Raw genomic sequence first — 14542 nt, 5'->3', positions numbered from 1 at the left:
ATTTAATAGTAAGAGTGTTCACCACGTTCATGATCTGTGGCATCTTTTACGCCTTTAATTTCGTCACCCATCATTTCGATTAGTTGAGCTTCAATACCATCTTTTACAGTTACATCTATTTGACTACAACCATTACAGCCACCGCCAAATTGTAATACGGCATAGCCGTCATCAGTAATTTCAACTAAAGTACATTCGCCACCATGTCCAGCTAATTGCGGATTAACTTCAGCTTGTAAAAAGTAATGAACACGTTCAAATAAAGGTGCGTCGTCAGCAACTTTACGTAATTTTGCATTAGGTGCTTTAAGGGTTAATTGAGAACCCATTTGATCAGTAACAAAATCAATTTCAGCCTCTTCTAAAAAGCTTTTACTGTCAGCATCAACCATGGCAGAAAACCCCTCAAATGGCAGTTTTATGTCGTCAGGTTCTACAGCATCAGCAGGGCAATATGATACACCGCATTCTGCCTTAGCGGTTCCCGGATTAACAACAAAGACACGAATATGTGTCCCCTCTGCTTGTTGGGATAATAGCTTAATAAAATGCTCTTGGGCGGTAGGGGATATAGTGATCATAATACGTAACTCGCTTGTGCTCTTCAGTTTGAAACAGGAAATATAATCAAGCCATCTCATATTTGATGCTAATGAGGACTCAATAGCTTGAGTATACTTGAGCGTTTTACTCAAGTATAGGTATTTTACTTTGCAATATTGCTATGCGCTAATGATTTTTATGCTTTTATTTGCTATTTTAGCTAGGTTCATCAAATTGGAAGTTATTATGTCATTATATCGTATTTTTACCTTGTTTATTTTAGTTATCCCTTCGTGGGTTTCTTTCGCTCAACCAGTACAAGAATATTTACCAAAGCAAGCTACATTTAATTCAAGTACCCCTTTACCAAGTACAACGTTAGGTTTCGAAATAGGTGAACGTCACATAAGACATGATCAATTAAAGCAATACTTTAATACGCTAGCGCAAGATTCTACGCGTATAAAAATGACTTCTATCGGTAGAACTCCACAGCAACGTGAGCAATTTTTAGTTACTATTTCAAGCCCTGAAAATTTAGCTAATTTAGATGAACTTCTGGAAAAAAGGCGTGTACCTTACCAAACCCAAGTATCAAATAATGACAATGAACCATTGGTCATATGGTTAGGATATAGTGTCCATGGCGATGAAATTAGTGGTGCCAATGCAGCTATGGTCGTGGCTTATTATTTAGCGGCTAGTGAAGAAAAAAGTATTGAAACTATGCTAGCTAATACGATCATTGTATTAGAGCCGAGCATTAACCCAGATGGAATGGATAGATTTGCTAATTGGGCGGCTACTTATAGAAGCTCCGCAGGTAATAGTGATCCTGAAACTATTGAACATCACCAAGGTTGGGTTAGTGGCCGAACTAATCATTTTTGGTTTGATCTTAACCGAGATTGGTTGTTGTTAACGCAACAAGAAAGTCAACACAGACTGAAGTATTTTCATCAATATCAACCTCATGTGTTAGGTGATTATCATGAAATGGGCGCTAACAGCAGTTACTTTTTTCAACCAGGTATCGCAAGCAGAACACATCCTCTAACACCTACAGAAAACGTGACGCTAACTCAAACACTCGCAAAATTTCATGCAAAAGCATTAGATTCGGCTCAACGCTTATATTACAGCGAAGAAAGTTTTGATGATTTTTATTATGGGAAAGGTTCAACTTATCCTGATATTAATGCCGGTATTGGTATTTTATTTGAGCAAGCTAGCTCTCGAGGTATGCAGCAAGATACTATTAATGGGTTGTTAACGTTTGAGTATGGTATTCAAAATCACGTTTTAACATCGCTTTCAACTATTGAAGGTGCATGGGAAAACCGTCAAGTGCTTAAAGACTATAGACAAGACTTTTATCAACAAGCGATTAAAAAAGCTAAAAAAGAAAAGTTTACTGGTTATTTACTTAGCGAATCGCAAGATGCTTATCGTTTAAATGTTCTACTAGGTAATTTAACACAGCATCAAATTAACGTGTATCAACTAGCAGAAGACTTTAATTACAAAGAAAAAAATTATGCTAAAGAAACAAGTTATTATGTACCAATAGCACAAAGCCAATATCGAGTTATTCAAGCTTTATTTACCCAAGAAACTGATTTTCCAGATAATACTTTTTATGATGTTTCCGGCTGGACTATGCCGCTAGCAATGAATATTGATTTTCAATCACTCGATAAAACTAGAGGTTTAGCACTGAAAAAAGAACCTTGGTCTTCAAATGATATTCTCCATGTAAGCAAGTCATCTACTAATGATACAGATTATGCGTATGCATTTGAGTGGCATCATTTTTTAGCACCTAAGTTATTAAATAAATTACAAAATAAAAAGATAAAAACTAAAGTAGCAACAAGTGAATTTGTCAGCCAAGTTGACGGTAAAAAAAGAGTTTTTTCACGTGGTACTATTATTATTCCTGCTGGGATTCAACAAACGTCGAATTGGCGTGAAAGCTTAGCTGAGCTAGCAAATGAAACTAATATAGAGTTAGTAACGATTAATAGCGGTTTAACTAGCCAAGGCATAGATTTTGGGAGTAATTCATTTAAAACTTTAGAACAGCCGAAAGTACTATTGTTAGGCGGTAACGGTATCTCTCAATACGAAGCAGGCGAAATTCGCTATTACCTTGATGAAACATTACAAATTCCAGTCAGTATTATTGAGCATTCTCGTTTAACAACGGTTGATTTATCAAATTATAGTCATTTAATTTTAGTTAATGGTGATTATAAAGTTCTTTCAGATAGTCATGTTAGCCAATTGAAAAAATGGCTAAAACAAGGGGGGGTCGTTTTTGCTCAAAAAAGTGGCGCACAATGGCTAGCTAAACAAAATATATTATCTGTTAACTTTGTAGGGAAACAAGAGATTGATCAATTATTTAATAGCCAAGGACTAACTTATCAAGACAAAGAACAACTTAGTGCGAAAAAACGTATAGCTGGTGCTATTTTTGCTACAGAGCTTGATACATCGCATCCTCTTGCTTTTGGCTATACTGATAAGAAGTTACCCTTATTTAGAAATAGCACTTTAATTATGAATTCAAGACAGCAACCTTTTCTTACGGTCGCAAAATATAATAAATCTCCACTGCTAAGCGGTTATACAGATGATAACTTAGTTAATCTTATCGCGGATAACTCAGCGCTTGTTGCGCATAATTATGGGCAAGGTCGTGTTATTGCTACGGCTGATGTATTAGCCTTTCGTGGTTATTGGTTGGGCAGCGCAAAATTATTGGCGAATAGCTTATTTTTTGCTAAAGCGTTTAATACACCAACAAGGTAAGCATGGATTAATTATTTGTATTAGGTAAGGTCAAGCAAACCGCTACAATAGTTACTTCATTAACACCAACGCGTTTTAATATTTTGCTGATTTCATTGGCCGTACTGCCAGTAGTAAGCACGTCATCAACTATAATAATATGTTTGGTATTACCTGGTAATTCTTTAGCTAATGTAAAAGCATTGGCTAAAGTCTTGCGCCTTTCTTTACCGGTTTTTCCAACTTGGCTAGTATTGTTCTGAGTGCGAATTAAGGCAAATTCATCGTAAGGTAATTGTAAAGATTGGGCCAAAGGTTTTGCAAGTAAATGAGCTTGATTGTAACCACGAACCTGCCACTTATTAATATGCAAAGGAACGCTTAGAATGAGATCTACAGGTGCTATTAACTCTGTTAATTTTTGTTTTTCCCATTGCTGTGCAAGTAAGTTTGCTAATAGCGTGGCAAGTTCAAATCGTCCTTGATATTTTAGTTGGGGTAACCAATGAGTGAAAGGAGGTAAATAAGGTGAAAGACAAATTAAATGGTCAAAATTTATTTTTGGTAATCCTTTATTTATTGCTGGCCAATTAAGTAAATCACCTTGAATAATCGCTTGATCAAAAAGTGGTAAATCAGCAAGACACGATGAACATAGTAATGTTTGTTGGGTGAGACTTGAGTCGTGCAAGCAATTACCACATAAATCGCATTGACCAAGTTTGGATAAAAGATATTGATAGAGTGTTTGTGCTCTTTTTTTCCATTCCATTGCTAGTTTCCATTTTGTAAAATAAAGCGCATTCATTAATTCTACTAAGGATAAGCATGGCAGAAACTCTCAATATTTCCATTTTTCCTAAGACACAACCTTCAATTTGCCATAAAAAAATTTCTTTGGTGCTCCTTCATGGTTGGGGATTAAATTCAGCAGTATGGCAACCCTTTATAGATAGTTTGCCTGATAGCTTTTTTAATGATTTTAATATAATAACCATTGATTTGCCCGGTTTTGGTAATAATGTTAACAAAAAAATAAATCCTTATTCGATAGATAATATTTGTCAGTATATTGCCAATACCGTTACAGAGTCCGCCGTTTACTTAGGTTGGTCTTTAGGCGGATTAATTGCCACTGAAATGGCAATAAACTATCCGGAAAAAGTAATCGGTTTAGTGACGATTGCCAGTTCTCCCTATTTTTTGGAAGAAAAAGGTCAAGAAAAAGAAGAAAAACAATTGATATGGCCAGGTATTAAGGCAAAGGTTCTTGATAGTTTTCATCATCAATTACAAGTGGATATCCAGAAAACTATTACTAACTTTTTAAAAATTCAAGCTATGGGAAGTCCACATATTCGCCAAGATATTAATAAAATTAGTGAGTTAGTTTTTCAATATGATATGGCAAATAAAACAACACTTGAGCAGTCATTAATATTGTTAGAAAGTAGTGATTATAGACAGCAACTAAGCAGCATAACGCAACCATTTCTTCGTTTATATGGTGACGCGGATAGTCTTGTTCCTAAGGCTGTCATTGATAAAGTTGCACAACTGGCGCCTGCCAGTGACTTTCATCGTTTTAAACAGGCTTCTCATGCTCCATTTATTTCACATCTTGATGATTTTACAGTAGTACTTACTCACTGGCTTATTAATCGGCTAGAAGTTAATTTTGTTAAACCAAATTAACTTTACTTTTTTAGTGTTTTGGTTAATAATTAGTCAGTGTAAATAAGGTTATTATAAGATCTAGAGAGGTAGATTTAATGGAAATTCAATCAGCATTTAATTCTGGTTTACAAGGCTTTCAAAAAGCCACTGAGATGGCAAATCAAGCAGCGGTAGATATTGTTGCTGAAACCACTGCAGCCCATGATTCTTCTATCAGTGAAGTGAATGGTCAAAATACTGCTACATTCAGTAGTGAGTCATTTAATAATGCGAATAAAGTACCTGAATTAAATCAATCAATAGTTGAATTGAAAGTTGCCGAATATCAAGCTAAGTCTGCAACTGAAGTGATAAAAACTGCAGATGAAAGCTTAGGAACATTACTTGACGTAACCGCGTAACTTAACAAATATTCACTAAACGTTGAGTTGCTTGTAAATTATTAACTGTCTCGAATAATTTAATTATGAACATTACCCCGCAAGTACCAAATTTATCTATACCAACTGTGCTTAATCCGCACACAGAAAGCTTGCGCCGTGAAAATAACCAACGTGAAGTTATCACCCAACCAGCTGCGACCAGTCAGTCATCAGCAGAGAAAGGGGTCGCATCTGATAAAGAGCGTGGTAGAACACCCGCTCAAAATAATGCTGATATTGATTTTGCTAGTATTACAGAACAAGCAGAGTTAGCAAATTCAAGTATTACCGGGCAAAATGATCAGGGCCATACAGAACAAGAACAAGCAAACGAGCAAACTACTGAATCGCAAGATGCGTCCAAATCAGACGTTGGAGACTCGGTTGATGGTAATGAAGATCAAACCCCCGAACAAGTCTTAGAACAAGAAAGAGTTATTAGTGAGCTAAAGGCAAGAGATCAAGAAGTTCGAACGCATGAAGCTGCACATGCTGCTGTAGGTGGTTCTATTGCAGGTTCACCAAGCTATTCTTACGAACAAGGACCTGATGGTAAAAAGTATGCGGTATCGGGAGAAGTCTCGGTTGATGTAGCGCCGGTGAGTGGTGATCCTCGGGCAACGATTACTAAAATGCAAAAAGTGTACTCAGCGGCTTTAGCCCCTGCGAGTCCTTCAGCACAAGATAGAAGTGTAGCAAGCGCTGCCACGCAGCAAATACTTACAGCACAATCAGAATTATTGGTAAAGTTAGCCAATGAAGAAGACGCAGCGAAAACAACAAGTAATACTAAAGAAAGTGATAACACTGCGGTAATAGAAACTTCATCGTCAAATAGTCAATCTGACGTTATTACTCAGCGTTCATTAAGAATAGAAAGCTTTTATTCCAATATAACAAAAGCCTATGAAAAGGCTCCAACATACAACTTTGAACTTACAGCGTAATTACACCGTTAACTCTGTATGTAGCTATTGTTGGTAAGTCGTTAAGAACCCCGCTCATTAAAATATAAAAAGCCTACAGATGTGTAGGCTTTTTTTTTTACTAAATGGCTAAAAAATCAAATACCGTAAGCTTGGCGATATTGAGTAATACTAGCCAAGCTAGCTGTTAGCTCAGACTTAGTGTTTTGAGCATGTTCCGAGTTAGTTGCCAACTTTTCTTCAAGGAAGGTTACTACATCGGCCAACGTTACAATTGAAATAACCTGCGTGCCAAAGTCACGTTCAACTTCTTGAATAGCAGATAATTCACCTTGTCCTTTTTCTTGGCGATCAAGCGCAATTAATACACCCGACAGTTCAGCATTATGGCTTTTAATAATTTCCATAGATTCACGAATAGCAGTACCTGCAGTAATAACATCATCAACTAACATTATTTTACCCTTTAGCTCAGCACCTACTAATGAACCACCTTCGCCATGCGTTTTTGCTTCTTTACGGTTAAAGCAATAAGGAACATCTACGTTATGGTGATCAAACAATGCAACAGTCGTTGTTGTAGCAATAGGAATACCTTTATATGCGGGACCAAATACTAGATCAAAATCAATTTTAGCATCGACTAATGCTGCAGCATAAAAACGTCCTAAACGAGCTAAATCACCACCGGTTTTAAATAAACCTGCGTTAAAAAAATACGGGCTGGTGCGGCCAGACTTTAAAGTAAATTCGCCAAAACGTAATACTTGTTTTTCTAAAGCAAACTCAATAAAGTCACGTTGATAATCTTTCATTTTATTCTTTCCTACTGACATGTGGCTTGAATTCAGTGATTTAAATTAACCAAGCGCCTTAAATTAAAGCTGCTTTTTGTAATTCAAATAACTCATTAATACTGTTTTTAGCAAGACTTAACATCGCTTGCATTTCTTCAAAGCTAAAAGGTTCTTCTTCAGCTGTACCTTGAACTTCAATTAACTTACCTGTGTCAGTCATAACAACATTCATATCGGTTTCAGCATTTGAATCCTCAGCATAATCTAAATCAGATACTGGCTCACCTTTATAAATACCAACAGATACAGCGGCAATCATATGTTTAAGTGGATTAGTTTTAATAATATCTTTGGCGCGCATATAGTTAAGCGCATCAACAAGTGCTACACAAGCACCTGTAATAGAAGCTGTTCGAGTGCCACCGTCGGCCTGAATAACATCACAGTCAACAGAAATTGTATTTTCGCCTAAAGCTTTTAAATCTACAGCAGCACGTAAAGCACGGGCAATTAGGCGAGAAATCTCTAACGTGCGACCACTTTGTTTACCTGTAGATGCTTCGCGGCGCATACGTGTGTGAGTAGAGCGAGGTAACATACCATATTCAGCGGTAATCCAACCTTTTCCTTTACCCTTTAAAAAACGCGGTACCCCTTCTTCAACCGAGGCAGTACAAATAACCTTGGTATCGCCAAATTCAATTAATACTGAACCTTCTGCATGACTAGTGAATTGACGAGTTATAGTTACTGGACGAATTTGTCCTAATGTTCTACCGCTTGGGCGCATGTTGTATTCCTAAAGTGTAAATTCTATTTATTAAGGTCGCTATTATAATGCAGCAAGGGCGAATTTGAAATATAGTTAATGAAAACTTGGCCTGCTTATTGAAGCTATTTGCAGTGGCATAGTTAATTAGCGAAGAAAATATATTGGCTTGAATTTTAATAGCAATCGAAGGGTTATTTACGACAACCGAATAAAGTATTTTTATTTTATTGGCAAGAATAGAATTTTTTATTTAAAAGAAGGTATTCTCCATTTTATAGAAACACTCTATACTGAAAGTAACGTAAATTTTTAATTAGGTTCTATTTGGGTCTTTGTTTTATATGGATTTATACAGTTGACTATATTAAATGATTTTTTATTTTTTATTTTTTATTTTTTGAGTAGGTAGTAGGTAATTATTTATGACTAATACAAGTAAACTTTTTACAGCATTATTTTCAATTCTTTTTTTAGAATCACTCGCGATAGCGTTTGTCTACAATACTTTCTTAGCAGCACTTGTTATAGGTTTACCTACTACTTTAATTGTTTTGTGGCTGATAAAAACAGCGCCAGAAGCCACATTAACCAAACATACTGCAGCAATTGGTGCGATGATCTATGCCGCTTTACATATTCATCAACTGAACGGCTTGATCGAAGTCCATTTCGAAATATTCATTTTAATGGCTATATTGGTAATCTTTAGAGATTGGCGGGTGTTTATTTCAGCCATTATTGTCATTGCTGTTCATCATTTTTCATTTTATTTTATGCAAAGCAATAATATGCCTATATATATCTTTGACCAAGACAGGATGATGTTTTCTACCGTTATTATTCATGCCGTTTATGCGATAGTCGAAGCTGTTATTGCAGCGTTTATTGCTAAAGCTTTATATGATGATAGTTTTGTTGGAACAGAGTTATCAACAGTAACCGAACAATTAACCGCGCACGAAGACTCGATTGATTTATCCGTTAGATCGAATGATAAAAGCAATAAAGTATTAGGCAGTTTTAATAAACTTTTATCACGTCTCGAAAATGTGATTACTGAAGTTAAAAATCAAACCGGTGAATTAGTTGACCATTCAAATAATTTACTGAAAACTCAAGCAGAATTAACACTATCTGCTGCTTCGCGTAAGCAAGAAACGGACATGATAGCCTCTTCTATTGACGAAATTGTCGGCACTATAAATTCAATTGCCAATGAAACGGCAGAGTTGAGTGATCAAATGAATCAAGTCAATGACTTAACGCAAGAAACAAACAGCAATATTAATAATATAAATCAACATAATCATGAGCTTGCTTCATCACTTAATCGAACGAATACCGAAATAGAAGCGTTAGCAGAATCCAGTTTAATGATTACCACTGTATTGAATGAAATTACTGGTATTGCCGATCAAACAAATTTATTGGCATTAAATGCAGCAATTGAAGCTGCTAGGGCAGGAGAGCAAGGTAGAGGTTTTGCTGTAGTTGCAGGTGAAGTTAGAGCTTTAGCTAACCGAACCAAGGAAAGTACCGATAAAATCACCGATACATTGATAAAACTTAATCGCTCTTCTAAATCATCGACAGAATCTATGCACCAATGTATTGAAGCGGTAAATTCAATAATTAAAATCTCAGAAATGACGAGTGAAAAAATATTGAGTGCTGTTGCCTTGGTTACTAATTCAACTGATATTGCCACATTAGTTGCTACCTCAGTTGAAGAACAATCTTCCGTGATTAATGGTATTTCTCAGAATACAGAGAACATGAAAAACCTTGCGTTAGATGATGTAAAAGGTATAGAACAACTTAAAGAAGAATCAGACCATATTAATCACTCAGCTCTTGTGCTGAATGATAGTGTGAAACGCTTTTCTTAATTGTATAAATTACTAATTTAATGAGCCAAGTAAATAATAATGTGGGACGATATCAATATATCGTCTTTATTGTTTGGTTGATTTTTGTTGTGATTGCTGCCAAATATTTCCTCTATGACAGCTTAAGCTTGTTTGATCCAGAAAACAGATTAAATGGAGATTCGGCGGGCATTGTTAATAAAATAAAATCAGATTTAGTATTAGAGAATAAGCTGTCTAAGAAAACTATCATACATTTCACCAGTCAAGATTGCGCTTGTGCTGTTTATAGCGAAGATCATAAAAAAGCGACTAATCAGTATTCTATAGAGAATGGTTTTGAAATAAGAAATATAGAACTTTCAGATAAACAACGTCATATTATTCCATCAACGCCAGCAGTATTAGTTTTAGATGAGTATGGAGAGTTAATTTATTTAGGCCCTTATGCTAAAGGTCTTGAATGCTCAGCAGGGAGCTCTATTGTTGATATAGTGCTAAAAAATTATGTTAAAGGCTTTAATGCTAATTTAATTATGAATAATGCCAAGGGCTGTTATTGTAATCTTTAACTTAACTTAACTTAATTAAGCTAAGCTTAATTATTATCTATAATTTTTTGAAAGAAGGGCATAGTGAACACTATGCCCTTTTTGATAAAATATAGGTTACCAATAAGCAACTATTTTAATTTAACCTGTATTACGCATTCCTGTAGCAATACCCGCCATGCTCACCATTAATACTTTTTCGTTTTCTGTATTTTCAGGTTGTGCTCTTAAGCGCTTAAGGGCTTCAATTTGTAAAAGGTGCAAAGGTGCTAAGTAAGGACGACGAAGCTCAAAAGAGTTCTTGTTCCAAGGGTCATTTTCTAAGGCTTCATTTTGTCCCAATATAGCCAAGACGGTTCGCTTGTCTTGTACAAGTTGCTCACGTAATTCATCACCCATAGATTTAAGTGAATTATCGACCAAAGAATTGTCGTATAAGGCAGACATTTTACTGTCTGATTTAAAGTAGACCATTTCAGTTAATGAAATACGAGAGTTGAAGTAAGGCCATTGTTGTAACATTTCTTTAATGAGAGCTTCGTTGTCTTGATAAGCCTCTTTAATCGCAGTTCCTAAACCAAGCCAGCTAGGAATAACTAAGCGGTTTTGACTCCAAGCAAAAATCCAAGGGATAGCACGCAACGATTCAATTCCGCCATCTGACTTACGTTTACTTGGACGTGACCCTAACGGTAAAGACGACAGCTCCTGCTCTGGTGTCGCTTGACGGAAGTACTTAACAAAGTCGTCATTACCTTGTACATATTTACGATAAGCTTGGCAGCTTGTCTCAGACATTGTCTCCATAATATCTCGCCATGCTTGTGTTGGCACTGGCGGTGGATTAATTAAACATTCTAAAATGGCTGACGCGTATAAATGTAAACTACGGTTAGCTAAGTTTGGCGTACCAAATTTATGTCTGATAGTTTCGCCTTGCTCGGTTACACGTAATCCACCATCTAATGTACCTGGAGGTTGTGATGCGATTGCTGCATGAGCTGGACCACCACCACGACCAATTGTACCACCGCGACCATGAAATAATTTTAGCTCGATGTTTTTCTCAAAAAACACCTCAACGAGTTTTTCTTGGCATTTATATTGACCCCAAGTTGCAGCAAGCACGCCTGCATCTTTAGATGAATCACTATAACCAATCATTACGTTATGTTGCCCATCACAAGTATTATGATAGCTTTCAATACTTAATAGCTCTGCCATGACTTGTGGTGCGTTATCTAAATCATCAAGTGTTTCGAATAATGGCGCTATTGGCATATTCCATTGTACACCTAAGGATTTAAGTAATAATTTAACCGCTAAAACATCACTAGCTTGACTCGCCATTGAAATAATATAAATACCAAAAAGTTCTGCAGGTTGTTCGGCAATTAATGCATAAGTATCAAATACCTCTTGTGTGTCTGCGGTCCAATTATGTTTTGGTAATAAAGGGCGTGGATTTTTAAGTTCGGCGAGTAAAAACTCACGTCGTTTGGTTTCGTCCCAGTCGGTGTAACTGCCAAGGTTTAATAATTCTGTTACCTCAGCTAATGCACTGTCGTGCCGTTCACTATGTTGTCTAATATCGAGTTTAACTAACGAAATACCAAAGCTATTTACCTTACGAATTAAATCAAGTATTAACGAATTGGCGACATTGGTTAGCCCTACTGCTAGTAAGCTATTACGACATGCTTGTAATGGCTGGCGTAATTGATCAGAGTTTGATAATACGCTTTCTGTATAGCCCTCTTTCAACTGTTCAATAGAGGTTTTTAACAGTTGAATTACAGGTACTATTTGTTGTCGGTAAGGACCACGTGAATTGGTATCTGCTTGCGTTAATTCTGTCGTTGCTTTTGACATGGAAAGCTCTAAATAGAGCGCTTCAAAATCGCGTAAATATAACGTACATGCCATTAACCTAGCATTAATTAAGGCTTCTTTACTTAAATTTGCGGTAACGAAAGGGTTGCCGTCACGATCACCTGCCATCCAACTAGCCATAGTGATCGGTGTATATTCTTCAGGTAAACGCTGGCCAGTGACTTTATAAGAAAAATCATCTAGCTCTCTCATAAAATGAGGAATAGCATACCAAAAATTGTCTGAAATATTATTTAAGCCCCAGCGGGATTCATCGAGTGGACTTGGGCGTTGTTGTCTAATTTCATCAGTGTGCCAAGCTTGTTCAATTAACTCTTCAATGCGAGGAGATAATGCATTATCGGGCGTATTTAACGCTTGGCCGATTTGATTGTATTTGTGAATAAAGGTTCTACGGTTAATTTCTGTAGGATGTGCCGTTAGTACTAGCTCAATTTTTAATTTTTTCAGTGCCGCTGTGATTACATCAGGGCTAACTTTAGTAATATGATTTTCAAGGTCTTCAAGTGGATGAGCAAGATCTAATTCACTCAAACCTTCTTCACTTGTAGTGTATTGCTGTTCGGCTACATTTAATAAATTTAAAAATTGACTGAAAGCTCTAGCATAAATAAGCAGCTCTTTCTCACCACTATTAGCAAATTTCTCTTGTAATGCAGCGATAGCAGCAACATCGCCAGCAGCTATTTCTCTGCCTTCTAAACGCACAGTTTCTATTCTTTGTAGCCATTGCTGACCTTGATCTACAGCAATAGTTTTACCTAATAGGGTACCTAAGTCGCGTACATTTTGTTGTATAGGTTCTAGCATAGAGTCCTCTTAATGATTAGTTTACGGCTAAAGAAGTAACCTCTATTTGACTTGGAAAATTACAAAATAGAGTCGAGGTTAAGTAATAAACACTAATTGATATTATCATTATCATCAAAATTAAAGTTATAACAAAGATAACATATATATAATTTTTATAATAAATATAGATATAAGGTTACATTATGCAGAATGCAACATTATATCTTCTGAAAACAAGCGATATTACAATCACTTGCTGTAGTGTCGTAATTTATTGAAATCAAAGTTGTTTTAGTTGGCTTTAGCTTATACCAGTTTCATTAATTAGGTGAACAATTTTATACGTAGAAAAAATTGCCTAATACAAGGCATTTATTTCAATAACTAGTTGTTCTAATTATTAAATAAATAACGATGTAGTTGGTGATTTTAGCAAGTAGAAATGATCAGATAGCTAGTGAGATTGGTATTATTGTGATTTTAATAATAAGCTTAACTAAGTGAAGCTCTAGCTAGATTAAACAAGCTCAGGCATAATTTACCTTTATTTGTAACAATATGAACAAGGGTTAACTATGATTTACAGCATGACTGCTTTCTCTCGTGTAGAAGTTAAAGGTGATTGGGGAAACGCCGTTTGGGAAATTCGCTCAGTTAATCAACGCTTTTTAGAAACCTATTTTCGTTTACCTGAACAGTTTCGCGGTATAGAACCTGTGTTACGCGAACGTTTTCGTAAACAACTTAATCGCGGTAAAGTTGAATGTAATTTACGTTTTAATGCCAATGTAGCTAATAAAAGTGAATTAGCATTAAATGAAAACCTTGCGCTACAACTTTTACAACATGCCAATTGGATTAATGAGCAAACACTTAACAGCCAAGTAAACCCATTTGAAGTAATGCGTTGGCCAGGCGTTATGGAAGCCCCTGAATCTGATATGTCTGCTATTCAGGCTGAATTACTTGCCGCTTTTGATCAAGCCCTTAAAGATTTTATTGCCGCACGTGCTAGTGAAGGTGAAAACCTTAAAGGTATGATAGCTCAACGTTTAGATGCAATAACCACAGAAGCTAATAAAGTACAAAACTTTATGCCTGAAATTATTGCTTGGCAGCGTAATCGTATTATTGAAAAATTTACTGATGCGAAGATTGATCTCGATTCAGGGCGCGTTGAACAAGAGTTAGTTTTACTTGCTCAAAAAATGGATGTTGCCGAAGAACTTGACCGCTTAAATAGTCATGTTGGCGAAACTAAAAAAATATTAGAGAAGGGTGGCGCTCAAGGCCGTCGTTTAGACTTCATGATGCAAGAATTTAATCGTGAAGCGAATACCCTTGGCTCAAAATCGATTAATACCGACATTACTGCTAGTGCAGTTGAGTTAAAAGTATTAATTGAACAAATGCGAGAGCAGATAGCAAATATTGAATAATTTTTTTTCAGTTTAATTTAGTTCTATATTTCTAAGAAAGCCTCGATAATCGAGGCTTTCTTTATG

12 protein-coding genes are annotated in these 14542 nt (G+C 36.0%); 7 read left to right on the top strand and 5 right to left on the bottom strand.

The annotated features are described in order from the left end of the window. Positions 1-2: 2 nt before the first annotated feature. Positions 3-581: a Fe-S biogenesis protein NfuA gene (gene nfuA, locus GQS55_RS18590; RefSeq protein ID WP_159822018.1), complete on the bottom strand. Its 579-nt coding sequence runs from the start codon at positions 579-581 to the stop codon at positions 3-5. Positions 582-789: 208 nt separating this feature from the next. Between nfuA and GQS55_RS18585 the strand changes: the two genes are divergently transcribed. Beyond that, positions 790-3360, top strand: coding sequence for a M14 family zinc carboxypeptidase (locus GQS55_RS18585; protein ID WP_159822016.1), 2571 nt, complete (start codon positions 790-792; stop codon positions 3358-3360). A gap of 7 nt (positions 3361-3367) precedes the next feature. Here the strand turns inward: GQS55_RS18585 and GQS55_RS18580 are convergent, their stop codons facing one another. Further along, positions 3368-4111, bottom strand: a complete 744-nt coding sequence (locus GQS55_RS18580) for a ComF family protein (protein ID WP_236559697.1) — start codon at positions 4109-4111, stop codon at positions 3368-3370. A 56-nt stretch (positions 4112-4167) separates the two neighbouring features. On the opposite strand from GQS55_RS18580, the gene bioH reads away from it, so the two are divergent. The 3 genes from bioH to GQS55_RS18565 all read left to right on the top strand — a co-directional run bounded on the left by bioH (position 4168) and on the right by GQS55_RS18565 (position 6385). Further along, entirely contained in the window at positions 4168-5034 is an 867-nt protein-coding gene (bioH, locus tag GQS55_RS18575; RefSeq protein WP_159822012.1) for a pimeloyl-ACP methyl ester esterase BioH, read from the top strand. Positions 5035-5111: 77 nt separating this feature from the next. Beyond that, the gene (locus GQS55_RS18570) at positions 5112-5417 is read left to right on the top strand and encodes a hypothetical protein (protein ID WP_159822010.1); all 306 of its coding nucleotides are present in this window, start codon (positions 5112-5114) and stop codon (positions 5415-5417) included. A gap of 65 nt (positions 5418-5482) precedes the next feature. Beyond that, positions 5483-6385 carry a putative metalloprotease CJM1_0395 family protein gene (locus GQS55_RS18565; protein ID WP_159822008.1) on the top strand — a complete coding sequence of 301 codons (903 nt, stop codon included), beginning with the start codon at positions 5483-5485 and terminating at the stop codon, positions 6383-6385. 116 nt (positions 6386-6501) lie between these two features. Here the strand turns inward: GQS55_RS18565 and pyrE are convergent, their stop codons facing one another. Together pyrE and rph are read right to left on the bottom strand one after the other, a co-directional pair. Further along, positions 6502-7179, bottom strand: coding sequence for an orotate phosphoribosyltransferase (pyrE, locus tag GQS55_RS18560; protein WP_159822006.1), 678 nt, complete (start codon positions 7177-7179; stop codon positions 6502-6504). Positions 7180-7237: 58 nt separating this feature from the next. After that, entirely contained in the window at positions 7238-7951 is a 714-nt protein-coding gene (rph, locus tag GQS55_RS18555) for a ribonuclease PH (protein ID WP_159822004.1), read from the bottom strand. Between the two features lie 404 nt (positions 7952-8355). On the opposite strand from rph, the gene GQS55_RS18550 reads away from it, so the two are divergent. Next, complete coding sequence (locus tag GQS55_RS18550) at positions 8356-9822, top strand: methyl-accepting chemotaxis protein (protein ID WP_159822002.1); 1467 nt, start codon at positions 8356-8358, stop codon at positions 9820-9822. A 20-nt stretch (positions 9823-9842) separates the two neighbouring features. After that, the gene (locus tag GQS55_RS18545; protein WP_159822000.1) at positions 9843-10373 is read left to right on the top strand and encodes a DUF6436 domain-containing protein; all 531 of its coding nucleotides are present in this window, start codon (positions 9843-9845) and stop codon (positions 10371-10373) included. 120 nt (positions 10374-10493) lie between these two features. On the opposite strand, the gene ppc is transcribed toward GQS55_RS18545, so the two are convergent. Beyond that, positions 10494-13055, bottom strand: coding sequence for a phosphoenolpyruvate carboxylase (gene ppc, locus GQS55_RS18540; RefSeq protein WP_159821998.1), 2562 nt, complete (start codon positions 13053-13055; stop codon positions 10494-10496). Between the two features lie 557 nt (positions 13056-13612). Between ppc and GQS55_RS18535 the strand changes: the two genes are divergently transcribed. Then, positions 13613-14476 carry a YicC/YloC family endoribonuclease gene (locus GQS55_RS18535; protein ID WP_159821996.1) on the top strand — a complete coding sequence of 288 codons (864 nt, stop codon included), beginning with the start codon at positions 13613-13615 and terminating at the stop codon, positions 14474-14476. The last annotated feature ends 66 nt before the right edge of the window (positions 14477-14542 follow it).

Source organism: Colwellia sp. 20A7 (assembly GCF_009832865.1).
Lineage (GTDB): Bacteria > Pseudomonadota > Gammaproteobacteria > Enterobacterales > Alteromonadaceae > Colwellia.
This window is presented reverse-complemented; position numbering and strand designations above follow the sequence as displayed.

Excerpts from the sequence above, each read along its gene's own strand:
- GQS55_RS18565 (WP_159822008.1), top strand. The coding sequence starts at position 5,483 with ATGAACATTACCCCGCAAGTACCAAATTTATCTATACCAACTGTGCTT.
- pyrE (WP_159822006.1), bottom strand. The coding sequence starts at position 7,179 with ATGAAAGATTATCAACGTGACTTTATTGAGTTTGCTTTAGAAAAACAA.
- GQS55_RS18545 (WP_159822000.1), top strand. The coding sequence starts at position 9,843 with ATGAGCCAAGTAAATAATAATGTGGGACGATATCAATATATCGTCTTT.
- GQS55_RS18580 (WP_236559697.1), bottom strand. The coding sequence starts at position 4,111 with ATGGAATGGAAAAAAAGAGCACAAACACTCTATCAATATCTTTTATCC.
- bioH (WP_159822012.1), top strand. The coding sequence starts at position 4,168 with ATGGCAGAAACTCTCAATATTTCCATTTTTCCTAAGACACAACCTTCA.
- nfuA (WP_159822018.1), bottom strand. The coding sequence starts at position 581 with ATGATCACTATATCCCCTACCGCCCAAGAGCATTTTATTAAGCTATTA.
- GQS55_RS18550 (WP_159822002.1), top strand. The coding sequence starts at position 8,356 with ATGACTAATACAAGTAAACTTTTTACAGCATTATTTTCAATTCTTTTT.
- GQS55_RS18570 (WP_159822010.1), top strand. The coding sequence starts at position 5,112 with ATGGAAATTCAATCAGCATTTAATTCTGGTTTACAAGGCTTTCAAAAA.
- GQS55_RS18535 (WP_159821996.1), top strand. The coding sequence starts at position 13,613 with ATGATTTACAGCATGACTGCTTTCTCTCGTGTAGAAGTTAAAGGTGAT.
- ppc (WP_159821998.1), bottom strand. The coding sequence starts at position 13,055 with ATGCTAGAACCTATACAACAAAATGTACGCGACTTAGGTACCCTATTA.
- GQS55_RS18585 (WP_159822016.1), top strand. The coding sequence starts at position 790 with ATGTCATTATATCGTATTTTTACCTTGTTTATTTTAGTTATCCCTTCG.
- rph (WP_159822004.1), bottom strand. The coding sequence starts at position 7,951 with ATGCGCCCAAGCGGTAGAACATTAGGACAAATTCGTCCAGTAACTATA.